Origin of the sequence: Corynebacterium vitaeruminis DSM 20294, from assembly GCF_000550805.1 — a bacterium.
Classification (GTDB): domain Bacteria; phylum Actinomycetota; class Actinomycetes; order Mycobacteriales; family Mycobacteriaceae; genus Corynebacterium; species Corynebacterium vitaeruminis.
Genome location: NZ_CP004353.1, coordinates 609,446 through 633,138, shown reverse-complemented (window position 1 = coordinate 633,138; position 23,693 = coordinate 609,446). Strand labels below are relative to the sequence as shown.

General features: G+C 66.0%; 25 protein-coding genes. 16 read left to right on the top strand and 9 right to left on the bottom strand.

Translation table 11 applies throughout. The features are described from left to right. Positions 1–28 precede the first annotated feature (28 nt). Complete coding sequence (locus tag B843_RS03050; protein ID WP_025252052.1) at positions 29–484, top strand: metallopeptidase family protein; 456 nt, start codon at positions 29–31, stop codon at positions 482–484. A gap of 21 nt (positions 485–505) precedes the next feature. On the opposite strand, the gene B843_RS03045 is transcribed toward B843_RS03050, so the two are convergent. The 4 genes from B843_RS03045 to B843_RS03030 form a co-directional block, all read right to left on the bottom strand. Further along, positions 506–1,180 (bottom strand): HAD-IA family hydrolase, encoded by a 675-nt coding sequence (locus B843_RS03045; RefSeq protein ID WP_025252051.1) that lies wholly within the window; start codon positions 1,178–1,180, stop codon positions 506–508. 220 nt (positions 1,181–1,400) lie between these two features. After that, the gene (locus B843_RS03040; protein ID WP_025252050.1) at positions 1,401–1,700 is read right to left on the bottom strand and encodes a WhiB family transcriptional regulator; all 300 of its coding nucleotides are present in this window, start codon (positions 1,698–1,700) and stop codon (positions 1,401–1,403) included. Positions 1,701–2,214: 514 nt separating this feature from the next. Then, positions 2,215–3,303 carry a mannose-1-phosphate guanylyltransferase gene (locus B843_RS03035; RefSeq protein ID WP_025252049.1) on the bottom strand — a complete coding sequence of 363 codons (1,089 nt, stop codon included), beginning with the start codon at positions 3,301–3,303 and terminating at the stop codon, positions 2,215–2,217. 193 nt (positions 3,304–3,496) lie between these two features. Further along, positions 3,497–4,390, bottom strand: coding sequence for a glycosyltransferase family 2 protein (locus B843_RS03030; RefSeq protein ID WP_025252048.1), 894 nt, complete (start codon positions 4,388–4,390; stop codon positions 3,497–3,499). A 234-nt stretch (positions 4,391–4,624) separates the two neighbouring features. Between B843_RS03030 and B843_RS03025 the strand changes: the two genes are divergently transcribed. The 9 genes from B843_RS03025 to B843_RS02990 all read left to right on the top strand — a co-directional run bounded on the left by B843_RS03025 (position 4,625) and on the right by B843_RS02990 (position 13,172). After that, positions 4,625–6,187 carry an LCP family protein gene (locus tag B843_RS03025; protein ID WP_025252047.1) on the top strand — a complete coding sequence of 521 codons (1,563 nt, stop codon included), beginning with the start codon at positions 4,625–4,627 and terminating at the stop codon, positions 6,185–6,187. Positions 6,188–6,295: 108 nt separating this feature from the next. Further along, positions 6,296–6,976: a TIGR03089 family protein gene (locus B843_RS03020; RefSeq protein WP_025252046.1), complete on the top strand. Its 681-nt coding sequence runs from the start codon at positions 6,296–6,298 to the stop codon at positions 6,974–6,976. Between the two features lie 131 nt (positions 6,977–7,107). Beyond that, positions 7,108–8,385 carry an ABC transporter substrate-binding protein gene (locus B843_RS03015; protein WP_025252045.1) on the top strand — a complete coding sequence of 426 codons (1,278 nt, stop codon included), beginning with the start codon at positions 7,108–7,110 and terminating at the stop codon, positions 8,383–8,385. Positions 8,386–8,509: 124 nt separating this feature from the next. Continuing rightward, the gene (locus B843_RS03010) at positions 8,510–9,598 is read left to right on the top strand and encodes a carbohydrate ABC transporter permease (protein WP_051483541.1); all 1,089 of its coding nucleotides are present in this window, start codon (positions 8,510–8,512) and stop codon (positions 9,596–9,598) included. Next, positions 9,595–10,428, top strand: coding sequence for a carbohydrate ABC transporter permease (locus B843_RS03005; RefSeq protein WP_025252043.1), 834 nt, complete (start codon positions 9,595–9,597; stop codon positions 10,426–10,428). Before B843_RS03010 ends, B843_RS03005 begins: the two co-directional genes overlap by 4 nt. 403 nt (positions 10,429–10,831) lie before the next feature. Next, the gene (locus B843_RS13910) at positions 10,832–10,990 is read left to right on the top strand and encodes a hypothetical protein (RefSeq protein WP_169729830.1); all 159 of its coding nucleotides are present in this window, start codon (positions 10,832–10,834) and stop codon (positions 10,988–10,990) included. 37 nt (positions 10,991–11,027) lie between these two features. Further along, positions 11,028–12,665: an FAD-dependent oxidoreductase gene (locus B843_RS03000; protein WP_025252042.1), complete on the top strand. Its 1,638-nt coding sequence runs from the start codon at positions 11,028–11,030 to the stop codon at positions 12,663–12,665. Between the two features lie 16 nt (positions 12,666–12,681). Continuing rightward, positions 12,682–12,942 carry a metal-sensitive transcriptional regulator gene (locus B843_RS02995; RefSeq protein ID WP_025252041.1) on the top strand — a complete coding sequence of 87 codons (261 nt, stop codon included), beginning with the start codon at positions 12,682–12,684 and terminating at the stop codon, positions 12,940–12,942. A 23-nt stretch (positions 12,943–12,965) separates the two neighbouring features. Next, complete coding sequence (locus B843_RS02990; RefSeq protein ID WP_025252040.1) at positions 12,966–13,172, top strand: hypothetical protein; 207 nt, start codon at positions 12,966–12,968, stop codon at positions 13,170–13,172. Between the two features lie 3 nt (positions 13,173–13,175). Here the strand turns inward: B843_RS02990 and B843_RS02985 are convergent, their stop codons facing one another. The 5 genes from B843_RS02985 to B843_RS02965 form a co-directional block, all read right to left on the bottom strand. Next, positions 13,176–13,694, bottom strand: coding sequence for a YdcF family protein (locus tag B843_RS02985; RefSeq protein ID WP_025252039.1), 519 nt, complete (start codon positions 13,692–13,694; stop codon positions 13,176–13,178). A 1-nt stretch (position 13,695) separates the two neighbouring features. Continuing rightward, complete coding sequence (purE, locus tag B843_RS02980; protein WP_025252038.1) at positions 13,696–14,196, bottom strand: 5-(carboxyamino)imidazole ribonucleotide mutase; 501 nt, start codon at positions 14,194–14,196, stop codon at positions 13,696–13,698. A 303-nt stretch (positions 14,197–14,499) separates the two neighbouring features. Beyond that, the gene (locus tag B843_RS02975; RefSeq protein WP_269319740.1) at positions 14,500–15,732 is read right to left on the bottom strand and encodes a 5-(carboxyamino)imidazole ribonucleotide synthase; all 1,233 of its coding nucleotides are present in this window, start codon (positions 15,730–15,732) and stop codon (positions 14,500–14,502) included. Positions 15,733–15,790: 58 nt separating this feature from the next. Continuing rightward, positions 15,791–16,261, bottom strand: coding sequence for a hypothetical protein (locus B843_RS02970; RefSeq protein WP_025252036.1), 471 nt, complete (start codon positions 16,259–16,261; stop codon positions 15,791–15,793). Positions 16,262–16,287: 26 nt separating this feature from the next. After that, the gene (locus tag B843_RS02965; protein ID WP_025252035.1) at positions 16,288–17,103 is read right to left on the bottom strand and encodes a biotin--[acetyl-CoA-carboxylase] ligase; all 816 of its coding nucleotides are present in this window, start codon (positions 17,101–17,103) and stop codon (positions 16,288–16,290) included. A 272-nt stretch (positions 17,104–17,375) separates the two neighbouring features. Here B843_RS02965 and B843_RS02960 point away from each other — a divergent pair, with 272 nt between their 5' ends. The 6 genes from B843_RS02960 (at position 17,376) to B843_RS02935 (ending at position 23,631) form a co-directional block, all read left to right on the top strand. Further along, complete coding sequence (locus B843_RS02960; RefSeq protein ID WP_025252034.1) at positions 17,376–19,016, top strand: acyl-CoA carboxylase subunit beta; 1,641 nt, start codon at positions 17,376–17,378, stop codon at positions 19,014–19,016. Between the two features lie 338 nt (positions 19,017–19,354). Beyond that, positions 19,355–20,986: an acyl-CoA carboxylase subunit beta gene (locus tag B843_RS02955; protein ID WP_025252033.1), complete on the top strand. Its 1,632-nt coding sequence runs from the start codon at positions 19,355–19,357 to the stop codon at positions 20,984–20,986. A gap of 87 nt (positions 20,987–21,073) precedes the next feature. Further along, positions 21,074–21,331 carry an acyl-CoA carboxylase subunit epsilon gene (locus tag B843_RS02950; RefSeq protein ID WP_025252032.1) on the top strand — a complete coding sequence of 86 codons (258 nt, stop codon included), beginning with the start codon at positions 21,074–21,076 and terminating at the stop codon, positions 21,329–21,331. 181 nt (positions 21,332–21,512) lie between these two features. Beyond that, positions 21,513–22,544 carry a hypothetical protein gene (locus tag B843_RS02945; protein WP_025252031.1) on the top strand — a complete coding sequence of 344 codons (1,032 nt, stop codon included), beginning with the start codon at positions 21,513–21,515 and terminating at the stop codon, positions 22,542–22,544. Positions 22,545–22,633: 89 nt separating this feature from the next. Continuing rightward, a complete protein-coding gene (locus B843_RS02940; protein WP_038595198.1) occupies positions 22,634–23,041 on the top strand; it encodes a DUF3151 domain-containing protein in 408 nt (135 codons plus the stop codon). Continuing rightward, positions 23,041–23,631 (top strand): Maf family protein, encoded by a 591-nt coding sequence (locus tag B843_RS02935; protein WP_025252030.1) that lies wholly within the window; start codon positions 23,041–23,043, stop codon positions 23,629–23,631. Before B843_RS02940 ends, B843_RS02935 begins: the two co-directional genes overlap by 1 nt. Positions 23,632–23,693 lie beyond the last annotated feature (62 nt).

Sequence of the window (23,693 nt, the reverse complement as noted above, 5' to 3'; positions counted from 1 at the left end):
CCCGCACGGTGCAATACCCTAAAAGGCTATGCACACTCGACCTTTCCGCAACCGCCACGGTCGAGGGATCCGCGGCCCCATCCTGCCCGCCTCCACCCCGCGGCACCGCTCCAGGCGGCAGCTTTTCGACGCCGCCGTCCTCGAGGCCTACGCACCCATCCAGCAGGCGTTCGCCAACGAGCTTCGCCACCTCGACATCGCGGTGGACACCATCCCGCGCATGCGCCTGACCGGCGACGGCACCACGCTGCCCGACGAGGTCACCGCGGACGGCCCCGTACCGCTCGGCCGCGTCCTGCCCGCGGGCGTGGACCCGGCAGGAAACCCCACCCGCGCCCGCATCGTCTTGTTCCGCATGCCCATCGAGCAGCGCAGCAGCACCCCGCAGGAACGCCAGGACTTGCTCGCGCAGGTACTCACCTCGCTGGTTGCTACCTACCTCAACGTAGCGCCCGAAGACATCGACCCGAATTTTCAGTGGTGAGAGGCGAGCTACTTCGTACTTCTACCGTTCGACTACTAACCCAGCCGGACCTTCCGTCGCCAGCCACATGATGGATTCGCACGTCACCCCTAGAAAGTCCGGGATGCGCGGCAGGGTGCCGTCCTTGGCGGCGTGACCGCCGACCACGACCACGCGCATGCCCGCGGCCAGCCCCGACTCGATGCCGGCGGCCGAGTCCTCCAGCACGATGCAGTCCTCGGGGCGCACCCCCAGCTTCTTCGCGCCGAGCAGGTAGGGCTCGGGGTCCGGCTTGCCGTTGGTGATGTCCTCGGCGAAAACACACTGGCTCGGCACAGCCACGCCGGCGGCTGCCATGCGGGCAGTTGCTAGCTTCTTGTCAGCGGAGGTCACCAGCGCCCACTCGTGCGGGTCGAGCCCCGAAACAAACTCGGACGCACCTGCGATCTCCACGATGCCGGACGTGGTCTTGGCTTCATATTCGTTAATGTCGCACGCCTCACGCTCGGCGAGCTCAGGATCATCCAAGAAACGATGAGTGGTCGCCCCAGTAGGACGCCCGTGGGAGAACGCGATGAGCTCGTCGAAGTCGAGGCCATGGCGCTCGCAGAACTCACCCCAAACGCGCTCGACTAAGGCAGTGGAATCGACGAGGGTACCGTCCATGTCAATGAGCAGACGGAGCACTTTGGAGCCAAGGGCGTTGCGAACGGACATGACTTAACGGTAGATGAGTTCGCCACGATCTGCCCGCGGTCCCCGCTGTGGTGTGCGCCCCACAACATGCTTGCACCACCCCGCCAAGAATCGGGAGCATACCCGAAGCTGACTTTATGGACAGCCCACTTTCGCGACAGCAGCCCAGTTTGCGCTCCGAAATGAAACGCGCAAATCCCGAGGGGCACACACTGCTCCTCGGGAGAATAAAGTCCAATCCCTAGACGATGTCTCGCTTCAGGCGCCGACGCTCGCGCTCGGAGAGACCACCCCAGATGCCAAATCGTTCATCATGCTCGAGCGCAAACTCCAAGCACTCGTCACGCACCGAACACGCCTGACAAATCCTCTTCGCCTCCCGGGTCGATCCGCCCTTTTCAGGAAAAAACGCCTCTGGGTCGGTCTGCGCGCACAGCGCCTGCTCTTGCCACTCCTGCTCAACGGCCCCAAACAGCTCGTCTAGGGTGAGCTCAAGAGTTGTTCGAGTCCGAGGCGCGGCGTTACTCGCCATATCTTCCACGCCACACTCCTCTCCTCGCGGAAACCTCAGGCCCAACGGGGCCCTGCAGTTCAGTCTCATCACCTGCGCGCCCCCACGCTCGATCGAGCCGGCACCGCAGTCGCGCGAGCTTCCATCCCCTTCGCCGCCGCGACCGCCCGAGGCGATCACACGGAGAAGTTGGGAACTCCGCGAATTACATACCTGAAATTCAACACGCAACCACTAGATATCGTCAACCCGAATGCGCCGATTCTCCAAGGATTTCCTTATTTTCCCAGTTCGCAAACTTCATTAGTCACACAAGTAACAGCGAATCGGAACAGGGGGTAAATGCAAGGGGTAGCACATATTGTGGTGGGAATATTTTATCTTCCCAAGCGAGGGTGAAGCCGCGTGTCTTAACGTGCGCAAACCCGTTTTCATGCTAGCAATGGACACCAATGCAACCAGCGCGGTAGCTACATGAAAATCTGCACAGAAAAAGCGGCGTCTCCCCTCCCGCAGGGGTGACGCCGCTTTCCGATTCTATCGGCTAGGCATCCGAGCTGAAGCGAACGCCGTTGTCCGGGATCTCCACTCCCGGCCACACGCGCATGCCGTCGAGAAGCTCGCAACGGGCACCGATGTGCGCGCCCTCGCCGATGACGCAGCCCTTGATGCGGGCGTTGGCGCCGATGTGCGCGCCGGAGGCGATGATGGAGTCCTCGATGCGGGCGCCGGGCTCGATGGTGACGCCGTCGAAGACCACGGTGTCATCCAGGCGGCAACCAGCGCCGACCTCGGTGCCGCGGCCGATGACGGTGCCGCCGAGCAGCAGCGCGCCGTCCTTCACGCCAGCGGTCTCGTCGACGAGCGACTCGCCGGTGCGGCCCTCCAGCAGCGGCGACGGGGCGATTCCGCGGACGAGGTCCGAGGAGCCGCGCACGAAGTCGCGCGGGGTGCCCATGTCGCGCCAGTAGGCGGTGTCCACGAAGCCGTAGACGCGGCGTCCCTCCTCGAGGAACTTGGGGAAGGTCTCGCGCTCGACGGAGACCACGCGGTCGGCGGGTATCTCGGCGATGAGCTCGCGGCGGAAGACGTAGCAGCCCGCGTTGATCTGGTCCGTCGGCGGGTCCTCGGTCTTCTCCAAGAACGCGGAGACGCGACCATCGGCGTCGGTAGGCACGCAGCCGAAAGCGCGCGGGTCCGGAACGCGAACCAGGTGCATGGTCAGGTCGGCGTCCTTATCGTGGTGCGCCTTCAGGATGCCCGTGAGGTCGGTGCCGCCGAGCACGTCACCGTTGAACACCATGACGGTGTCGGCGCGCAACTTCTCGTAGACGTTGCGGATGCCGCCGCCGGTGCCCAGCGGCTTGTCCTCGACCACGTACTCGATCTCGAGTCCCATGTCCTCGCCGTCACCGAAGTACTCCTCGAAGACCTCCGCCTTGAAGGAGGTTCCCAGAACCACGTGGGTGATGCCCGCGGCCTTGATGCGGGCGAGCAGGTGGGAGAGGAACGGCACGCCGGCGGTCGGCAGCATCGGCTTCGGCGTCGCAACCGTCAGCGGGCGCAGTCGGGTTCCTTTTCCTCCAACCAGGATCACCGCGTCGGTGTCTGTATTAGTAACAGGCAAAGACATGAAAATTTTCCTTTGAACACTTCGTACACGGTCGAAAGGGCGGTCTCTTACGGACAACAATCCGCGTTCCGCCCTCGCTTAAGAATGAAACTAGCCGATTCACCTTGCGCTTTGCTGGATACGCGCTAGGAAATCGCCGATCAATGCGTGGGAGATTGGCTGGCTTTTCGACGCTAAAGCCCCTCTGCCCGGGCTAGCGTGCGACCTTGGCCCTAGCCACCATAAGCGCCGCGCGGGCTTTCAGCCCCAGCCACAGCACCCAGCGGATCGGAGCCTGCCAGGTGCCCGGGTGCCGGTCCGCCTGGAAGCGGTAGGCCGAGTCGTGGTGCGCGGGCAGCATCTTCTCCGGGTGCTTGCCCGCGGCGTGCCCCACCGCGTGGGTGATCTGTGCCGTGGGGCAATAGACGTTGTCGTACCCGGCGCGCCCGAAGCGGTCGCCTAGGTCCACGTCCTCCATATACATGAAGTAGCGCTCGTCGAAGCCGCCGATCTTCTCGAAGGCCTCCCAGCGCACCAAGAGGCAGGAGCCGGACAGCCAGCCCGCCGTGCGCTCGCGGGTCATGTCGGCGTGGTCCCGGTAGGCCCGCGACCACGGGTTGTTCTTCCAGATCCCGCCGAGCAGCGCGTGGCCGATGCCGTTGCTCAGGTTCGGGACGGCGCGCGCCGACGGGTAGGCGGAGCCGTCGGACTGGCGGATGTAGGGCCCCACGCAGGCGACTGCGTGCCCCTTATCCATCCAGCGCCGGGCGCAGGCGATCATCTCGTCGATCGAGCCTTTGTCGAAGACGACGTCGGGGTTGGAGAAGACGAAGAACTCCTCGTCGATCTCGCCCTCCTCCTTCATCTCGCGCAGCCTGCGGGCGGCGAAGTTGATCGCGGAGCCGTAGCCGACGTTGCCGCCGGTCGGCCAGAACTCCACCCCATCGCGCTCGGCGGCGGCCTTCTCGGGCGCGCCGTCGGTGGAGCCGTTGTCCGCCAGGATGCTCAGGGTCGGGGAGGCCGTGGCCTCCGGCACCGAGTCGAGGAAGGCGTCGAGGTACTCGCCCGGCGAATAGGTCACCGTGATCACTGCGATGGGCTTGTTCATTGGGCCTACTTTAGTGGGAGCCACCGCCGACCCCGCGGACAACACATGTATTCCTTTTCACTTCCGGCGCCCAACCCGGCGGTTTCGGCCTCGCCCAACTGCACTTCAACCGGCGCGTGCTCTAGACTGCATAGTGATTTTCTATCTTCCGGGGGCCCAGGCTCACACTACGACCGCCCAGGCCCTCAGCCGCACACGCTGTGGCACCACGAAGGAAAGCACCCACATTCAGATATGACTGACAAGTTCCGACGCACCCGAGACATCCAGGCGCCGCCCGCCCGCGGCCCGGAGCTGACCCAGATGGGTACGCGCTCGCTCAAGGTGTTTGTCGCACTTCTTTCCGCCATCGTCTTGGTGATCAGCGCGATGGGCTACTTCACCGTGGGCAAGATCGGCCACACGGTGGCATCGGGCAACCTCGTGCTCGGCGGCGCAAAGGGCAACTCGCCGGACGGCGCAACCGACATCCTGCTCGTGGGCTCGGACTCGCGCACCGACGCGCAGGGCAACCCGCTCACGCAGGACGAGATCGACATGCTCCACTCCGGCGACGAGGAGTCGGGCAACACCGACACCATCATGGTCATCCGCGTCCCCAACGACGGCTCCTCGGCCACCGCCATCTCCATCCCGCGCGACACCTACATTCACGATTCCGAGTACGGGAACATGAAGATCAACGGCGTCTACGGCGCATATAAGGACGAGGAGACGAACAAGCTCACCGAGCAGGGCGTCACCGACCAGAAGAAGATCGCCGAGCAGTCCAGCGACGCCGGCCGCAAGGGGCTCATCAAGGCGGTCTCCGACCTCACCGGCATCACCGTCGACCACTACGCCGAGATCGGCCTGCTCGGTTTCGTCCTGCTTACCGACGCCGTGGGCGGCGTGGACGTCTGCCTCAACCAAGCCGTGGACGACGAGTATTCGGGCGCCAACTTCCCCGCCGGCGAGCAAACGCTCAACGGCCCGCAGGGCCTGGCCTTCGTGCGCCAGCGCCACGGCCTGCCCCGCGGCGACCTCGACCGCATCGTGCGCCAGCAGGCGTTCATGGCCTCGCTGGTGAACAAGGTGCTCTCCTCCGGTACGCTCACCAACCCGTCGACGCTGGCGGACTTGGGTGACGCCGTGACCCGCTCGGTCATCATCGACAAGGGCTGGGACGTCATGAGCTTCGCCACCCAGCTGCAAAACCTCGCAGGCGGCAACGTCTCCTTCAACACGATCCCGGTGACCTCCATCGACGGCACCGGCGACTACGGCGAGTCGATCGTCACGGTCAACGTCGACGAGGTGCACAAGTTCTTCGACGACCTGCTCCACGGCCGCGACACCAGCGAGACCTCGACCGCCACCAGCGAGGCCGGCTCGGATACCGCCACCGCCTCGCCGAGCAACGTCGACCTCCAGGTCCTCAACGCCACCACCACCTCCGGCCTGGCCGCGAACGTGGCCTCCTACCTCAAGGGCCAGGGGTACACCGTCTCGCAGACGGCGAACGCCTCCGAGGGCGTCTACTCCACCTCGCAGATCGTGGCCGCGGATCCCTCCAGCGCCGAGGCTATCGATATCTCCAACAAGCTCGGCGGGCTCCCGATCACGGGCAACGACACCCTCGACCCGGGCACGATCATCGTGGTCACGGCCAGCGACTACAACGGCCCGAGCTCGTCCTCGGGAACCGAGACGAGTACCGCCACTTCGGTCGTCGGTCAGCCCGGCGCCGACGAGGGCGAGGCCATCGTCTCCCCGAAGATCGACGCCGGCGGCGACGGCCCCCGCTGCGTCAACTAGCACCTGCCCACGCGGGGCGCGCATCGACTGTGATGTGCGCCCCGCTTCTTGCTTGTCGACGCCTCACGGCGCCGCACGCCACGGGCGAATTGCCTACCATCGGAAGGTATGAACCTCCTCAAGTCGGTCCTTTCCGCCGATCCCGCAGCCCCTCGGCTGACCATCTACGACGAAACCGCAGGCTTCAGACTCGACTTCTCCGCCCAGACCCTCGACAACTGGGCCGCCAAGGTCGCCAACATGCTGCGCGAGGAGCTCGACCTAGAGGAGGGCGCGACCGTCTCCTGCGCGCTGCCGGTGAGCTGGCAGGCGGCAACCATCGTCCTGGGAGCCTATGCCGCGGGCGTCGACGTGAGCTTCGACCCGAGCGCGGGCGAGGTCCTCTTCATCTCCCACGACGCGGCTGGCGACGGCGACCTCGTCGCCTACGCCCGGTCGCTGGGGGCCACCGGGGACGTCGTCGCGGTCACCAGCGACCCCATGGGCCGCGGCGTGGCGGAGACCGGCGGCGAGCTCGGCACGGGCGTCATCGACTTCGCGCCCACCGTCCGCTTCTACGGCGATCAGTTCTTCGAGCCCGGGCCGGAGCTTGCCGACGTGGTGCCCGCGGGCGCCACCTCCCCCGGCGCGCGCGTTTTGAGCTGCGGCTGGGATTCCCTCGAGGGGCTCATCGCCGCGGTCCTCGACCCGATCGCGCGGGGCGGCTCAGCCGTGGTGGTCAGGGGGCTCGCCGGGCCCGAGCGCGTGGACAAGATCGCGGAGGCGGAGAAGGTCACGGAGCGGATCTAGGGTGCGGCGCCGACAGGCGTCGATAAGCAAAAGCACCCCCACGGGTGTAGTGAGTTTGCTCAATATCCGCCACGGGAGTCGTCCGCGTCACTAAATTCGGTGGAAACCCCTAAAGGAAAGGTTGAAACTCGATGTCTTCTCGACTCACCCGTAAGCCCGCCGTCGTCCTCGCCGCGCTGGGCATCGCCGGTACCGTCGCGCTCGCGGGCTGCTCCTCCGATTCCGGTTCCTCGTCGACCTCCGCGTCCGACTCGAGCACCACCAGCCGCGGCCCGATCACCTTCGCCATGGGCAAGAACGACACGGACAAGATCACCCCGATCATCGACAAGTGGAACGAGGCCCACCCGGACGAGAAGGTGACCCTGAAGGAGCTGGCCGGTGAGGCCGACGACCAGCGCGACACCCTCGTGCAGTCGCTGCAGGCGGGCAACTCCGACTACGACGTCATGGCGCTCGACGTGGTCTGGACCGCGGACTTCGCCGCCAACCAGTGGCTCGCGCCGCTGACCGGCGACCTCGCCGTGGACACCTCCGGCCTGCTGAAGTCGACCGTCGAGTCCGCCACCTACAACGGCACCCTCTACGCGCTGCCGCAGAACACCAACGGCCAGCTGCTCTTCCGCAACACCGAGCTCGCCCCGACCGCGCCTAACACCTTCAGCGACCTGGCTAATAGCTGCGCCTCGGTCAAGGAGGCTGGCAAGGACTGCCTGCTCCTGCAGCTGAAGCAGTACGAGGGGCTCACCGTCAACACCGCCGGCTTCATCGAGGGCTGGGGCGGCCACATCCTCGACGACTCCGGCGCACCGGCCGTCGACTCCACCGAGGCCAAGGCCGGCCTGCAGGCCATGGTCGACGCCTACAAGGACGGCACCATCGCCCAGACCGCCACCTCCGCCACCGAGGAGGAGACCAACCTCGCCTTCGTCGGCGGCGAGGTCGCCTACGCGATCAACTGGCCGTACATGTACACCAACGCCGGTGAGGACACCTCCGCAGTCAAGGGCAAGTTCGAGGTCCAGCCGCTCGTGGGCAAGGACGGCGTCGGCGTGTCCACCCTCGGCGGTTACAACAACGGCATCAACATCAACTCCAAGAACAAGGCCACCGCGCTGGACTTCATGAAGTTCATCGACAACGAGGAGAACCAGACCTACTTCGCGGACCACTCCTTCCCGCCGGTGCTGGCCTCCATCTACGATGACGCCACCCTCGTCGAGAAGTACCCGTACCTCCCGGCCCTGAAGACCTCCCTGGAGAACGCTGCTCCCCGCCCGGTCAGCCCGTACTACCCGGCCATCACCAAGGCCATCCAGGACAACGCCTACGCCGCCCTGACCTCCGGCAAGAGCGTCGACGACGCCACCAAGGACATGAAGGCCGCCATCGAGAACGCCGCCAAGTAGCGCCAGGCCCTTCCTTCCTTTCACCGGCACCGCCCACGCGGACGCCAGCATCGGACCTGCCCCACTCGGGCAGGTCCGATGTGTTTTCGCCCCGATTTCTGGAAAGCTAGTAACCGTGACCACACTGACACGAAGCGCGGAGACCCGCGCGCCCAAGAAACCCCCGTGGAAGGCCATAGCGCTCATATCGCCTGCGCTCGCGGTGCTGGCGGTGGTGATCGGCTACCCAATCATCCGCGCCATCTACCTGTCCTTCCAATCGGACAAGCACCTCGACCCGGCGACCGGCGTGTTCGTCAAGGGCGGATTCGCCGGCTTCGACCACTACATCTACTGGCTCACCCAGCGCTGCATGTCGGCCAACGGCACCATCGGCACCTGCCCGCCGGGCGTCATCTCCACCGACTTCTGGCCCGCGGTGGGCAACACGTTCTTCTTCACCGTCGTCACCGTCGCGCTCGAGACAATCCTCGGCATGTCGATGGCGCTGGTGATGAACCGCGACTTCCGCGGCCGCGCCCTCCTGCGCGCCGCCGTGCTCATCCCGTGGGCCATCCCGACGGCCGTGACGGCGAAGCTGTGGCAGTTCATCTTCGCTGACAAGGGCATCATCAACGCGCTGCTGCCCACCGCCGTGCACTGGACCACCGACCCCGTCGCCGCCCGCGCCGCGGTCATCATCGCCGACGTGTGGAAGACCACCCCGTTCATGGCGCTGCTCATCCTCGCGGGCCTGCAGATGATCCCACGGGACGCCTACGAGGCGGCGCGGGTCGACGGCGCGAGCACCTGGCAGCAGTTCAAGTGGATCACCCTGCCTTTGGTCAAGCCCGCGCTCATGGTCGCGATCCTGTTCCGCACCCTCGACGCCCTACGAATGTACGACCTGCCGGTCATCATGATCTCCCCGTCCGCCAACTCGCCCACGGCCACCGTCTCCCAGCTGGTGGTCGAGGACCTGCGCCAGAACAACTTCAACTCCGCCTCCGCGCTGTCCACGCTCATCTTCCTCATGATCTTCGCCGTGGCGTTCGTCATGATCCGCTTCCTCGGCGCGGACGTGTCTGGCAACGCGGAAAAGCGCGCGATGGCGAAGGCCGAGAAGAAGGCGGGGCGAGCGGGGCGGGCGGGGCGGGCGGGGCGCAAGGCCCCGCTCGCGGACAAGGAGACCGCCACCGTAGGCGTCGATAAGCAAGGAGCAACGAAGCGATGAATCACAAGCTACGCGCCGCCATCGGCAACTACATCGGCGTCGTCTTCATCCTGCTGTGGGGGCTCGCGCCGTTCTACTGGATGGTTGTCACCGCCCTGCGCGACAAGGCGTACACGTTTGACACGACGCCGTGGCCCACCCACGTCACGCTGCAGAACTTCAAGGACGCGCTGGCGACCGACAAGGGCAACGACTTCCTCCACGCGATCTACAACTCGCTGCTCATCGGCTTTTTCACCACGCTCATCGCGGTCGCGGTCGGCGTGTTCACCGCGTACGCGCTCGCCCGCCTCGACTTCCCCGGCAAGGGTTTTGTCACGGGCATCGTGCTCGCCGCGTCGATGTTCCCCGGCATCGCGCTGGTCACACCGTTGTTCCAGCTGTTCGGCGGCCTGGGCTGGTTTGGCACCTACCGCGCGCTCATCATCCCGAATATCTCGTTCGCGCTGCCGCTGACGATCTACACGCTGGTCAGCTTCTTTAGGCAGCTGCCGTGGGAGCTCGAGGAGGCCGCCCGCGTCGACGGCGCCACCCCCGGCCAGGCCTTCAGGCTCGTGCTCCTGCCGCTGGCCGCACCCGCGCTGTTTACCACGGCGATCCTGTCGTTCATCACCACGTGGAACGAGTTCATGCTCGCCCGCCAGCTGTCCACCAACGCCACCGAGCCGGTCACCGTCGCCATCGCGCGCTTCTCCGGCCCCTCGGCGTTCGAGTTCCCCTACGCCTCCATCATGGCGGCGGGCGCGCTCGTGACGATCCCGCTCATCGTCATGGTGCTGGTCTTCCAGCGTCGCATCGTCTCCGGCCTCACGTCGGGCTCGCTCAAGTAGGCGTTTCCCGCTTGTCGACGGCTACGCCGCGTCTCGCACGGAGCCGAGCAGCCAGAAGCCCCGGCGCGTGCTGATGCGGGCGGTGAGACTTCCCGCCTTCTGCCGGGCGCCTTCTGTGTGACGAGAAAAGGCGACGCACCCCGGTGGGAGACGGTCCGCGCGCGTGCACGCTCGGGGCTAGTCGAGCTACGCAATTGGATAACGTGAGGTTCATTAAAGGCGCCGAAGCTGTGAACCGCCTCCGAAACCGCTCCCAGGAAACGTACAGTTGGCGAGGCATTTCCAATATACCCCCCGGGGTATGTTGACACGTTATACCCTGGGGGGTATATTTCTGCGTGGAAGTTGTTCCGGCTTCTTGCACCCAATTCGTCTTTTCTTCCCCTGTAGGAGGGTTATCCTTATGTGTCGTCCAGTTAAGTGCTCCAATTGCGGCAAGACCACATGGGCCGGTTGCGGCCAGCACATCGACCAGGTCAAGGCCAGCGTCAAGCCCGGCGATTGGTGCACCTGTGAGCGCCCCAAGAAACAGTCCATGTTCGGCTCCCTGTTCGGCCGCTAAAACCTAATACCCTGCCCTAATCACGAGGAGAAACTTCATGGCAACTACCGTCATCGTCGGTGGCGTCGCCGGCGGCATGTCCACCGCCGCGCGCCTTCGCCGCAACGACGAGAACCGCGAGATCATCGTCTTCGAGGCCTCCGGCTACGTATCCTTCGCCAACTGCGGTCTTCCCTACCACGTCGGTGGCGTTATCCCTGAGCGCTCCTCCCTGCTGCTGCAGACGCCGGAGTCGCTCGGCGCCCGGTTCCGCATCGACGTGCGCACCCGCCATCTCGTCACCGAGATCGACACCGTGAACAACACGGTCACCGTGGAAAACCTCGAATCCGGCGAGACCTTCACCCAGGCCTACGACGAGCTGGTCCTATCCCCCGGCGCCCGCCCCTTCGTCCCGCCGATCCCCGGCATCGAGCGCGCGCTGACCCTGCGCACCGTCGAGGACGTGGACCGGATCATCGCCGCGCTTGACGACTCCGTGAAGAACGTCGCGCTCATCGGCGGCGGCTTCATCGGCCTCGAGCTCGCGGAGAACCTCATCCACCGCGGCCTGGGCGTTACCGTCATCGAGCGCGGCCCGCAGATCCTCGCCCCCTTCGACGAGGAGATGGCCGCCATCGTGGCTGGCCACCTTGAGAAGAACAAGGTCGTCATCCACACCAACGCGGACACCACCGAGATCGGCGAGGACTCGCTCACTCTGGCCGACGGCACGGTCATCCCCGCCGACGTGGTCATCGCCGCCATCGGCGTGCGCCCGGACACCCGCCTGGCCGAGGCCGCGGGCCTCGAGATCGGCCCGCGCGGCGGCATCAAGGTCGACGAGCAGCAGCGTACCAGCGTCCCCAACGTCTTCGCACTCGGCGACGCCGCGGAGAAGACCGACATCAACTCCGGCGCCGCGGCGCTCATCCCGCTGGCGCAGACCGCCAACCGCCACGGCCGCCTCGTCGCAGACATCATCACCGGCCGCGATACCAAGGCGCTCCCGGTTCTCGGCACCGCCATCGTGGGCCTGTTCGGCCTGGCGGCCTCCGCCACCGGCTGGAACGAGCGCAACGCGCGCCGCGCGGGCCGCAACGTCCGGGTCATCCACATCCACCCGGTCAACCACGCGGGCTACTACCCGGGCGCCACCCAGCTCAACCTGAAGCTGGTCATCGACGCGGACACCGACGCCATCCTCGGCGCCCAGGCCGTGGGCTTCGAGGGCGCCGACAAGCGCATCGACGTCATCGCCACCGCCATGCGCGGCGGGCTCACCGCCTCCGACCTCGCCGACCTCGAGCTGGCCTACTCCCCGCAGTACGGCTCCGCCAAGGACCCGATCAACCTGGCTGGCATGGTTGCCGACAACCTCGCCCAGGGCGAGAAGTCGGTCCAGTGGCACGAGCTTTCCGACGACATGCAGCTCATCGACGTCCGCACCGTCGGCGAGTACGAGCGCGGCCACATCCCGGGCGCGGTCAACATCCCGGTCGACGACCTGCGCGAGAACCTCGACAAGATCGACGCCTCCCGCCCGGTCGTGGTTAGCTGCCAGGTCGGCCTCCGCGGCCACGTGGCCACCAGGATTCTTTCCGGTTTGGGGATGGATGTTGCTAATCTCGATGGTGGATACCTGACCTACACCCACGGTCAGGCGGCAAGGAAATTCGCCCATGCCGACCAATGACGAAAAGGACGCAGTCATGCAGCTCGAACCAGCATCTGTGAAGAAGTCGATCACCCGGCTCAAGCGCGCCAACGGACAGCTGGCCGCCGTCATCCGGATGCTGGAAGAGGGCCAGGACTGCGAGGCCACGGTCACCCAGCTGGCCGCGGTGTCCAAGGCCATCGACAAGGCGGGCTACTCCATCATCGCCGCGGGCATGCGGCAGTGCTTCAGCCAGGAGGGCCCCGACGCCATGGACGCGGAGAAGATGGAGAAGCTCTTCCTCTCCTTGAGCTAGTCACGGGGGTAGAATCTCCCGTTATGAAGGACCAGACCCCAGGCGAGTCGCAGCGCAGGAAGCTGCAGCGCGACTCGATCCTGGGGTTTTTGGCTACCCTGGCGTTCCTCGCGGTGGCGCAGGCGGTGGTCAATCTCTTTCTTCCCGAGCCGAGGGTGTGGCCGGCGCTGCTCGCGCTCGTCCTGGTCGTCGCGACGGTGGCGTTCTGGCGCTGGAGCAGGCGGCAATAGCAGCTAGGCCAAGCTGTGCTTTAGCCGTCGATAAGCAATGCGCAAAAGCGAGTGCGGCAGCGCGAAGACCTCGCGGAGGAAGGCGCGCTGGCGAAACGGCGAGGGGGTCAAAGCGCTCACGACCGTGACCGGAATGCCTAGGTGCCACGCCCAGGCCAGCGTGCGCAGCTTGTGAAAGTCGCTGGTCACCACCGTCAGGTGCGCGCCGGGAACGAGCCGGGCGGCGTTTTCGAGGTTCTCGTTCGTCGAGGTGGCGTCGTATTCGAGCAGGATGCGCGCGGGGTCGAGCCCGTGAGAAAACAGCCACCACGCCATCGCGCGGGCCTCTCCCCTGCCCGAGACCACCACGGTCGCGTCGGTGCCGCGCGCGAGCTCGAGGGCCTTCTCGCAGCGGGAGGCCAGGACCGCACCCGGCAGCGGGCCCCGGTAGTCTGCGATCCCCGTCTCCTCCTCGTGGGCGCGGCGTGCTGCCTGCGAGGGGGGCTTGATCCGCGCGCCGAGGACGAGGATGGCCTCGTGCACGCTATTCGCCCATGAGGCTCTGGCGCAGCTTCTCGTCCTTAGCCTCAACCTCGCGGCGCATATTGTCTTGATACGCGACCATCTTGTCCACGAGGGCCGGGTCACCGGCGCTCAGGATGCGCACGGCGAGCAGCCCGGCGTTCTTCGCGCCGCCGATGGACACGGTCGCCACCGGCACGCCGCCGGGCATCTGCACGATGGACAGCAGCGAGTCCATGCCGTCGAGCTCCTTCAGCGCGCGGGGGATGCCGATGACCGGCAGCGGGGTCGCCGCGGCGACCATGCCCGGCAGGTGGGCGGCGCCGCCAGCGCAGGCGATGATCGCCTTGAGCCCGCGGGTGTGCGCGCCCTTGGCGTAGCTCAGCATCTTCTCCGGCGTGCGGTGCGCGGACACCACGCCGACCTCGAACGGCACGCCGAACTCCGCGAGCACCTCGGCGGCCGGCTTGACGGTGGGCCAGTCCGAGTCTGATCCCATGATGAGTCCAACCAGTGGCTGCATTTTCTACCCTTTCTCCCTACAGTGCGTTTGGCACCAGATTACCTTTGCGTTTCGCTTGTCGACGCCTCACGGCGCCGCGCCCCCGCCTTCGAGTTTCCCCGCCGCGATCGAACTCATTCGGTCGAGGTCAAGGAAAATTATACCCCTAGGGGGTATTCAAAATCCGTGAGCTCGACCGATTGGGTTCGACCGAACGCGAAAGGCCGACTTCACTCACTAGACTTCACTCCGAAAAATACCCCGCCAGGGTATCGAAAAAGGCTGAAGTCTTCTGAGTGAAGTCGAAGATGACGGCCGGGCGGCTTAAGGCCACTGCGCATGGACGATGAAGTAGGCCGCGTCCAGCGCCGCCTTCTTCGTCGCCTCGACGTCCGTGCCGGAGACGTTGACGTGCCCGAGCTTGCGGCCGGGGCGGTGCCCCTTGCCGTAGAGGTGAATCTTGGCCTCCGGGTAGCGCTTCCACACCTCCTGCATGCGCTGCGGCATCGGCATCGCCGGATCCTCGTCGGCGCCGAGGGTGTTGGCCATGACGGTGACCGGCGCGGTCAGCTCGGTCGAGCCCAGCGGGTAGTCGAGAACCGCGCGCAGGTGCTGCTCGAACTGGCTGGTCACGCAGCCGTCCTGGGTCCAGTGGCCGGTGTTGTGCGGGCGCATGGCCAGCTCGTTGACGTAGATTTCCGGCTGGCCCGCGACGTCGACGGTCTCGAAGAGCTCAACGGCCAGAGCGCCGGTCACACCCAGCTCGGTGGCGATGGTCTTCGCCAGCGCGCGCACCTCCTGCTGGAGGGCGTCGCCAAGCCCCGGGGCGGGCGCGATCGCCTGGGTGCAGATGCCGTCGGTCTGGACCGACTCGACCACCGGCCAGGCCTTCGTCTCCCCCGACGGGGTGCGGGCGACCATGGCGGACAGCTCGCGAACGAGCGCGACCTTCTTCTCCGCCATGAGCGGGGTGCCGGCGCCCAGAAGCTTCTCCACCAGCGAGACGAGCTCCACCTCGGAATCGGGGAACCACACGCCGTGGCCGTCGTAGCCGCCGCGGCGGGCCTTGAGGCACACGGCACCGCCGACGGCCTGCCAGAAGGCGCGGGCGTCCTCGACGCTCTCGATCGCGGCGAACGGCGGCACCGGGGCGCCGAGCTCGCGCAGGCGCTTGCGCATGACCAGCTTGTCCTGGGCGTTGACGAGGGCGTCGGGGCCCGGCTGAACGTTGACGCCCTCCGCAATGAGGGTGCGCAGGTGCTCGGTGGGCACGTGCTCGTGGTCGAAGGTCATGGCCGCGGCGCCGGAGACGGCGCGACGCAGGTCGTCGAGGCTGGTGTAGTCGCCGATCTGGACGTCCTTGGTCACCTGCGCGGCGGAGGCGTCGTGGCTTCCGGCGAGCACGCGCAGCGAGAGCCCGAGCTCGATGGCCTCGGTGTGCATCATGCGCGCGAGCTGGCCGTCGCCGATGACGGCGACGATCGGCATGCCGGGGGCGTGGGCCGCGTCGTGGAAGGCTGCGTGCGCCGAGGCGACGGCATCGGCGCTGGTGGTCAAGGATTCATCCGCGTTATTCACGGATATAACTATAACCCGCGCCCCCTGCCACCTCGGATTAGCGGTAAATCGGGCGGCGCAGGCTCGACTCGATGAGGTCGGCGACCCGCCGCGAGCGGGGGACGTCGGGGATGGAGACGTAGCGGTCGTAGCCCTGGACGGACAGCAGGATCGTCTTGCCGCGCCGCCCCACGTGGCGCACGGCACCCAGCGGGATAGACTCGGAGTAACCGGACAGCCCCGGCGCGCGCAGGATGAGGCGCCGGTCGGTGAGGATGAGGCGGCGCCTGCGCGCAGACAGCACGGGCACGACGAACCGCCACAGCACCATGATCGCCCACAGGCCGACGATGATGTTGCGCATGCCGGTGTCGATCACGACGGCCGGCTGCGGGGCGTCGACGAAGCCGATGCCCATCCAGAACAGGCCGGTGATGAGCGTCAGCTCCACCACGGGGTACGTGAGCGAGGTGAGCGAGCTCGTGACGTCGACGATCACTTCCTCGTCGGGGGCTAGTTTCACAGACATATCTCGCCTAAGGATAGTCGCAGTTCCTAGTACTTCCACTGATCCTTCTGGCGCAGGTGGATGATATCCCCCACGGCCATCTCGTGATCCTTGCCCGCCTCGTCGGTGATGATGAGGTGGCCCTCGTCGTTGACGGCGGTGGCGGTGCCGAGCAGCTCCTTGTCACCCGGCAGGATCGCGCGCACCTCCTGGCCGAGCGTCACACACACCTCTAAGTAGTCGCGCATGAGCTCCGGCGAGTCCTGCTCCCACTGGGTCAGGCGCTGGTGGAGGGAGAGGAGCACGCGCACGGCCAGCTCGTTGCGCTCGTAGGGGATGCCCTCGAGCTCGAGGGAGGAGGCGTGCGCGACCGGCAGCTCGCCCTCGCGCAGCGAGGTATTAAGCCCCAGCCCGATGACCACCGCCGGGTTCTGCCCGAGGTCGACGGCCTCGGCGAGGATGCCGCACAGCTTGCGCCCGTCGTGGACCAGGTCGTTCGGCCACTTCATGCCCACGCCGGTCTCCCTGCCAACGGCGTCGACAAGCGCCAAGCCGGTGGCGAGCGACATCGTCCCCAGGCGCGCGACCGAGCTCGCCGGCGGGCGGATAAGCACCGAGAGGGTCAGCTGCGAGCCCGCGGGCGCTTCGAACCTGCGCCCCATGCGGCCGCGACCGGAGACCTGGTGCTCGGTGAGGAACACCGTCCACGCGGGCGCCCCCTCGTGCCCCGCGGCGACGAGGTCGGTGTTGGTCGATCCGGTCTCCTCGGAGTGCTGCAGCTGGTTGTACGGGCCGCGCTCGACGAGCTCGCGGCGAAGGAACGCGACATCGAGCGGTGTGCGCGGGTCAAGGTGGTCGGTCATGAAGGACAATGCTAGTCCCTTTGGGGCGTTTTGGCAGCTAGCACAGCTTATCGACGCCTTCGGCACCCGCCCCCATCCCCACCCAACCGGAAGTGAATAAATGACGCGCGCCATACTTTCACTTATTAACGCCCGACACGACACACCAGTGTGACGTAAATTATTTTTTGCCACAAAACTATGCCATGACCTGCAGGTTTTGGTTTCAAAAACAAACGGGCAGCGAAAACCCACTAGCAAAACCGCGCGCCGCCAGTCTAGGATTCCAAAACATGACCATTTCCTCACCTTTGATTGATGTCGCTTCCCTTCCGGACGTGAACACCACCGCTGGCAAGATCGCCGATCTCAAGGCGCGCCGCGCCGAGGCAACCTTCCCGATGGGTCGCACGCCTGTGAAGAAGGTCCAGGATGCCGGCCGCCTTACCGCCCGTGATCGCCTGGATTACCTCCTCGACGAGGGCTCCTTCATCGAGACCGACCAGTTCGCCCGCCACCGCACCCACGCCTTCGGCATGCAGAACAAGCGTCCTGCCACCGACGGCATCATCACCGGCTGGGGAACCATCGACGGCCGCGAGGTCTGCATCTTCTCCCAGGACGGCACCGTCTTCGGCGGAGCGCTCGGCGAGGTCTACGGCGAGAAGATGTGCAAGATCATGGAGCTGGCCGTGACCACCGGCCGCCCGCTCATCGGCCTGTACGAGGGCGCCGGCGCCCGCATCCAGGACGGCGCGGTCTCGCTCGACCTCATCGCGCAGACCTTCTACCACAACATCAACGCCTCCGGCGTCGTCCCGCAGATCTCCGTCATCATGGGCGCCTGCGCGGGCGGCAACGCCTACTCCCCCGCGCTGACCGACTTCGTCGTCATGGTGGACAAGACCTCGCGCATGTTCGTCACCGGCCCGGAGGTCATCAAGACCGTCACGGGCGAGGAGATCACCCAGGAGGAGCTCGGCGGCGCCTCCATCCACATGGCCACCGCGGGCAACTCCCACTACACCGCCTCCTCCGACGAGGACGCGCTTGACTTCGTCGCGGACCTGGTCGGCTTCCTGCCCTCCAACAACCGTAGCTACGCCCCAATGACGGAGTTCGATCAGGAGGACGGCGGCATCGAGGCCAACCTCACCGCCGACGACCTCAAGCTCGACGAGCTCATCCCGGACTCCCCCACCATCCCTTACGACGTCCGCGAGGTCATCGAGTCGCTCACCGACGACGGCGAGTACCTGGAGATCCAGGCCGACCGCGCCGAGAACGTGGTCATCGCCTTCGGCCGTATCGAGGGCCAGTCCATCGGCTTCGTCGCCAACCAGCCCACCCAGCTGGCAGGCTGCCTCGACATCGACGCCTCCGAGAAGGCCGCTCGCTTCATCCGCACCTGCGACTCCTTCAACATCCCGATCGTCCTGCTCGTCGACGTCCCCGGCTTCCTGCCCGGCGCCGGCCAGGAGTACGGCGGCATCCTCCGCCGCGGCGCCAAGCTGCTCTACGCCTACGGCGAGGCCACCGTCCCGAAGATCACCGTCACCATGCGCAAGGCCTACGGCGGAGCGTACTGCGTCATGGGCTCCAAGGGCCTGGGCGCCGACGTCAACCTGGCGTGGCCGACCGCCCAGATCGCCGTCATGGGTGCCGCGGGCGCCGTCGGCTTCCTGCACCGCAAGGAGCTCAAGGCCGCCCACGAGAAGGGCATGAGCCACGACGACCTGGTCGAGCTGGCCAAGAGCTTCGAGCGCGAGTACGAGGACCACATGCTCAACCCGTACCTCGCGGCCGAGCGAGGCCTCATCGACGCAGTCATCCTGCCGAGCGAGACCCGCGGCCAGATCGCGCGCAACCTGCGCCTCCTGCGCAATAAGCACGTCAACCGCCCGGCCCGCAAGCACGGTAACATCCCGCTCTAAGCCACTCAGGCCCAGCGAGCGGCAGGCACCCCCTTCCTTTTTGAGGTCGCCTGCCGCTCGTTTTTTGCTTTTCGACGGCCATGGTTTGAGCCCTTATATATAGGTGCGAGACCGTAGGCGTCGACAAGCGAAATGCAAATCATGCACCACCCCATGTTCGCACCGGCGAGTGAACGGAGAAAGCGCTCGGGCGCTACCCCCACTTCTCCATAAACCCGGAGGTGAGGGCGCTTGTTGCGAAATCGCTTCACCCCCGGGGTCAAAGATTTTCGCAACAAATATCTCTAAATTGTCAAACAGTTCACATGATTTTGAGTTAGCCCCTACACTTAGGAGTCATGACTGCCGCAACGATCACTGATGCAGGTGCTCAGGCACCTGATCTCACCACCACCGCTGGAAAGCTCGCCGACCTTCGCGCACGCCTCGCAGAGACCAAGACCCCGATGGGTCCGGCCGCCGTCGAGCGCGTCCACTCCGCCAACAAGAAGACCGCCCGCGAGCGCATCGAGTACCTGCTCGACGAGGGCTCCTTCGTCGAGGTCGACGCCCTCGCGCGTCACCGCTCCAAGAACTTCGGCCTGGACGCCAAGCGCCCCGTCACCGACGGTGTCGTCACCGGCTACGGCACTATCGACGGCCGCAAGGTCTGCGTGTTCTCCCAGGACGGCGCCATCTTCGGCGGCGCCCTCGGCGAGGTCTACGGCGAGAAGATCGTCAAGATCATGGACCTGGCCATCAAGACCGGCGTGCCGCTGATCGGCATCAACGAGGGCGCTGGCGCCCGCATCCAGGAGGGCGTCGTCTCGCTCGGCCTGTACTCCAAGATCTTCTACCGCAACACCCTGGCTTCGGGTGTCATCCCGCAGATCTCCCTCATCATGGGCGCCTGCGCCGGCGGCCACGTCTACTCCCCGGCGCTGACCGACTTCATCATCATGGTCGACAAGACCTCCAAGATGTTCATCACCGGCCCGGACGTCATCAGGACCGTCACCGGCGAGGAGGTCACCCAGGAAGAGCTCGGTGGCGCGTTCACCCACATGGCCACCTCCGGTACCTCTCACTACACCGCCGGCGATGACGCCGACGCCCTCGACTGGGTCCGCGAGCTGGTCGGCTACCTGCCTTCCAACAACCGCGCCGAGGCTCCTCGCGAGGAGGCCGACATCATGGTCGGCTCCATCCAGGACAACATCACCGACACCGACCTCGAGCTGGACACCATCATCCCGGATTCCCCGAACCAGCCGTACGACATGAAGGACGTCATCACCCGCGTCCTCGACGACGGCGACTTCTTCGAGATCCAGGAGGGCTACGCTGGCAACATCATCGTCGGCTTCGGCCGCGTGGAGGGCCGCTCCGTCGGCATCGTCGCCAACCAACCGACCGAGTTCGCTGGCTGCCTCGACATCAAGGCCGCCGAGAAGGCAGCCCGCTTCGTGCGCACCTGTGACGCCTTCAACGTCCCGATCATCGAGTTCGTCGACGTCCCGGGCTTCCTTCCGGGCACCAACCAGGAGTACGACGGCATCATCCGCCGCGGCGCCAAGCTGCTGTACGCCTACTCCGAGGCCACCGTCGGCAAGATCACCGTCATCACCCGCAAGTCCTACGGCGGAGCGTACTGCGTCATGGGCTCCAAGGACATGGGCGCCGACCTCGTCTTCGCATGGCCGACCGCTCAGATCGCCGTCATGGGTGCCGCCGGCGCCGTCGGCTTCATCTACCGCAAGGAGCTCAAGGCTGCTGCGGCCGAGGGGAAGGACGTCATGGCCGTGGCCAAGGAGTACGAGCGCGAGTACGAGGAGACCCTGGTCAACCCGTACATGGCTGCCGAGCGCGGCTTCGTCGACGCCGTCATCCCGCCGAGCGAGACCCGCGGCCAGATCATCGAGGGCCTGCGCCTGCTCGACCGCAAGGTCGTCAACGTCCCGGCCAAGAAGCACGGCAACATCCCGCTGTAAATCGCTACTTGCTGGCACTCATAGGTTGGGCGCCTATAATGGGTGCCCAACAATCCTTTTCCACTCCAAAGCAAAGTAGGTACGCACATGTCTGATGCGCCGGTTAACGCAGCAGAGGGCACCGAGGCTCCCGCAGAGAAGAAGCCCTTCCTCACTGTGGTCAAGGGCAACCCGGATGACGTCCAGGTGGCTACCCTCACCGCTCTGTTCGCGACCATGGCCAACAACGCCGCCAACGCGGCCGAGGCCGAGCGCGAGCGCAACATGTGGGGCAACGTGAACGAGCGCCTCTCGCGCCCGACCACCTACAACCCCACCGCTTTCCAGAACGTCTCGTTCTTCTAAGCGCACTCTTTGTCGCGGCGCGCCCGCTCGGCGCGCCGCTTCTCAACGCCCCTTCGGGGGCGTTTTTGTATTGTGCGAGAAATTTATTTCACAAATCTTCAATTTAGGGAACTTAGTTTCCAATTAATGCGTTGTTTATGCGTAACACCCCTCTCACGCACAGTAGGAGCGTACAACCGTCATGAACGACACTCCACGGTCTAACGACAACCCCGACGACCAGGCGCCCAAGCAACCCGGCGAGGGCTCCGGTTCCCAGGGATTTCCCCAGGACCCGTACACCGACTACTTCCAGCAGCAGTCCGGCGGGTTCCGCCCGTACCCCGGCGTCAACCACCCGGAGGACGCCCCCGGCTTCGGCGCCCAGGACCCCACGGGCAGCGCAAACGCCTACGGTGCGCCCAATTACGGCCTGGGTCCGGGGGCCGGCGGGTTCGCCACCGAGGCCCTGCACCCGCGCCTGCAGTGGCCGCTGCGCCGCGACAACGGCCGCTTCTCCTTCGGCGAGGCCTTCAGCTACGGTTTCAAGGCGGTCTTCCTCGACCCGTGGCTGTGGATCCTCGGCGCCCTCATCTACTTCGTCCTGAGCTTCGGCATCAGCTACGGCGCCAACAGCGGAAACAGCGATACCGGGCTCAGCGACTTCACGGTGAGCGTCATCAGCATGTTCTTCACTCCGTTCATCTATCATCTGGCGCTGCGCTCCATCGACGGCGTGAAGCTGAGCGTCGGCGTCGCCTTCGACGGCATCCGCTACCTGCCCATCCTGGGTGCCACGATCGTCACCGGCATCATCAGCGCGCTCGCCATGGCCCCGATGTGGCTCGGCTTCCTCGCCACCGGCTTTGCCAACATGGACTCCGGCGTCACGGAGGACGAGGCGATCAGCCTGCTGCTGCAGTTCCTGCTGTGGGCGGCCGTGGGTCTCCTAGTCGCGCTGTTCGTCACGCCGTTCACGGTGCTCTTCCCCTTCTACCTCGCCGATGGTCACGGCTTCGGCGAGTCGTGGCGGGCAAACTTCGCCGACGTCAAGCGCAACTACGGCACGCTGCTTGGCTTCGTGGTGGTCTCCGGCATCTTTATTGCGATCGGCGGCCTCATCACCATCGGCATCGGTCTGATTGTTCTGGTGCCGTTCTACTACAACGCGCTGGCCTACATCTACCGCAGCATCAGCGGCCAGACCTACCCCACCCGGGAGATCGTCCGCTAGCTGTCCCCCACCACGGTCGCCGCGCGCGGCCGTGGTTTTTTCGTACCGTTTTTCGGTCATTGAGGTAATCCTTGGCTAGGCTGTAGAGCATGCACGAAGAGCTTCTTCCCCCGCCTACCTTGCTGCCCGCAGAGCAGCTTGTCGACGCCTCCGGCGCCGTAGCCACCGCCCTCGCCAACCCCGCCTCCCCGCTCGCGTGGGCGGCGCTCGCCGAGGAGCGGCTCGACGCGGCCGCAACCGAGGAGGAAAAGGCCATCGCCTACGCCTTCGCCCGCACGGGCTACCACCGCAGCCTTGACCGCCTGCGCGGCAACGGCTGGCGCGGCCGGGGGCTTGTCCCCTTCGATCACGAGCCCAACCAGGGCGTGCTGCGCGCCATCGCCGCGCTCGCGCGGGCCTCACGGCTCATCGGGGACGAGGCCGAGTACGAGCGCTGCGCGCAGCTGCTGAAGGACTCCGACCCGCGTAGCGTCGAAAAGCTGCTGGGGGACGCATAATGCGGATCGTCTTGGCTTCTTCCTCCCCGTCGAGGAAGGCCATCTTGGAGTCCGGCGGCGTCGAGCCGATCATCGCGCCCGCTGACGTGGACGAGTACGCCATCATCGAGGCGATGGCAGGCAAACCCGAGGCGAAGATTGTGGAGAAGCTCGCCAGCGCGAAGGCCGACGCCATCGCCGCGCAGTACCCGGCGGACGTTGTCATCGGAGCCGACTCCATGCTGCTCCTCGGCGGCGAGCTCCAGGGCAAGCCGCACACGGTCGAGGCCACCATCGAGCGGTGGAAGCAGCAGCGCGGCAGGCGCGCGGAGCTCATCACGGGCCACTGCGTGATCACGCCGAAGGGCAGGTTCATCGACACCGCGCGCACGGCGGTGTACTTCGCCGACGCCACCGACGAGGACATCGTCGCCTACGCGGAGACCGGCGAGCCCCTCGAGTGCGCGGGCGCGTTCACGCTCGAGGCGATCGGCGGCTGGTTCATCGACCGCATCGAGGGCGATCCCTCGTCGGTCATCGGTTTGTCGCTCCCGCTCGTGCGCCGCGCGCTGTACGTGTTCGGCTACAACGCGCACGAATTCTGGGCGTAGCTTCGCCCAAAAGCGCCGGCCTCCTAGAGCAGGGGGCCGGCGTTTTCTGCGTACCTGGGCTG

Bases quoted from the DNA above. Each gene is read 5' to 3' on its own strand.
- B843_RS03050 (WP_025252052.1), top strand. From the start codon at position 29: ATGCACACTCGACCTTTCCGCAACCGCCACGGTCGAGGGATCCGCGGC.
- B843_RS03045 (WP_025252051.1), bottom strand. From the start codon at position 1,180: ATGTCCGTTCGCAACGCCCTTGGCTCCAAAGTGCTCCGTCTGCTCATT.
- B843_RS03035 (WP_025252049.1), bottom strand. From the start codon at position 3,303: ATGTCTTTGCCTGTTACTAATACAGACACCGACGCGGTGATCCTGGTT.
- B843_RS03030 (WP_025252048.1), bottom strand. From the start codon at position 4,390: ATGAACAAGCCCATCGCAGTGATCACGGTGACCTATTCGCCGGGCGAG.
- B843_RS03025 (WP_025252047.1), top strand. From the start codon at position 4,625: ATGACTGACAAGTTCCGACGCACCCGAGACATCCAGGCGCCGCCCGCC.
- B843_RS03020 (WP_025252046.1), top strand. From the start codon at position 6,296: ATGAACCTCCTCAAGTCGGTCCTTTCCGCCGATCCCGCAGCCCCTCGG.
- B843_RS03015 (WP_025252045.1), top strand. From the start codon at position 7,108: ATGTCTTCTCGACTCACCCGTAAGCCCGCCGTCGTCCTCGCCGCGCTG.
- B843_RS03005 (WP_025252043.1), top strand. From the start codon at position 9,595: ATGAATCACAAGCTACGCGCCGCCATCGGCAACTACATCGGCGTCGTC.
- B843_RS13910 (WP_169729830.1), top strand. From the start codon at position 10,832: ATGTGTCGTCCAGTTAAGTGCTCCAATTGCGGCAAGACCACATGGGCC.
- B843_RS03000 (WP_025252042.1), top strand. From the start codon at position 11,028: ATGGCAACTACCGTCATCGTCGGTGGCGTCGCCGGCGGCATGTCCACC.
- B843_RS02995 (WP_025252041.1), top strand. From the start codon at position 12,682: ATGCAGCTCGAACCAGCATCTGTGAAGAAGTCGATCACCCGGCTCAAG.
- B843_RS02990 (WP_025252040.1), top strand. From the start codon at position 12,966: ATGAAGGACCAGACCCCAGGCGAGTCGCAGCGCAGGAAGCTGCAGCGC.
- purE (WP_025252038.1), bottom strand. From the start codon at position 14,196: ATGCAGCCACTGGTTGGACTCATCATGGGATCAGACTCGGACTGGCCC.
- B843_RS02970 (WP_025252036.1), bottom strand. From the start codon at position 16,261: ATGTCTGTGAAACTAGCCCCCGACGAGGAAGTGATCGTCGACGTCACG.
- B843_RS02965 (WP_025252035.1), bottom strand. From the start codon at position 17,103: ATGACCGACCACCTTGACCCGCGCACACCGCTCGATGTCGCGTTCCTT.
- B843_RS02960 (WP_025252034.1), top strand. From the start codon at position 17,376: ATGACCATTTCCTCACCTTTGATTGATGTCGCTTCCCTTCCGGACGTG.
- B843_RS02955 (WP_025252033.1), top strand. From the start codon at position 19,355: ATGACTGCCGCAACGATCACTGATGCAGGTGCTCAGGCACCTGATCTC.
- B843_RS02950 (WP_025252032.1), top strand. From the start codon at position 21,074: ATGTCTGATGCGCCGGTTAACGCAGCAGAGGGCACCGAGGCTCCCGCA.
- B843_RS02945 (WP_025252031.1), top strand. From the start codon at position 21,513: ATGAACGACACTCCACGGTCTAACGACAACCCCGACGACCAGGCGCCC.
- B843_RS02940 (WP_038595198.1), top strand. From the start codon at position 22,634: ATGCACGAAGAGCTTCTTCCCCCGCCTACCTTGCTGCCCGCAGAGCAG.
- B843_RS02935 (WP_025252030.1), top strand. From the start codon at position 23,041: ATGCGGATCGTCTTGGCTTCTTCCTCCCCGTCGAGGAAGGCCATCTTG.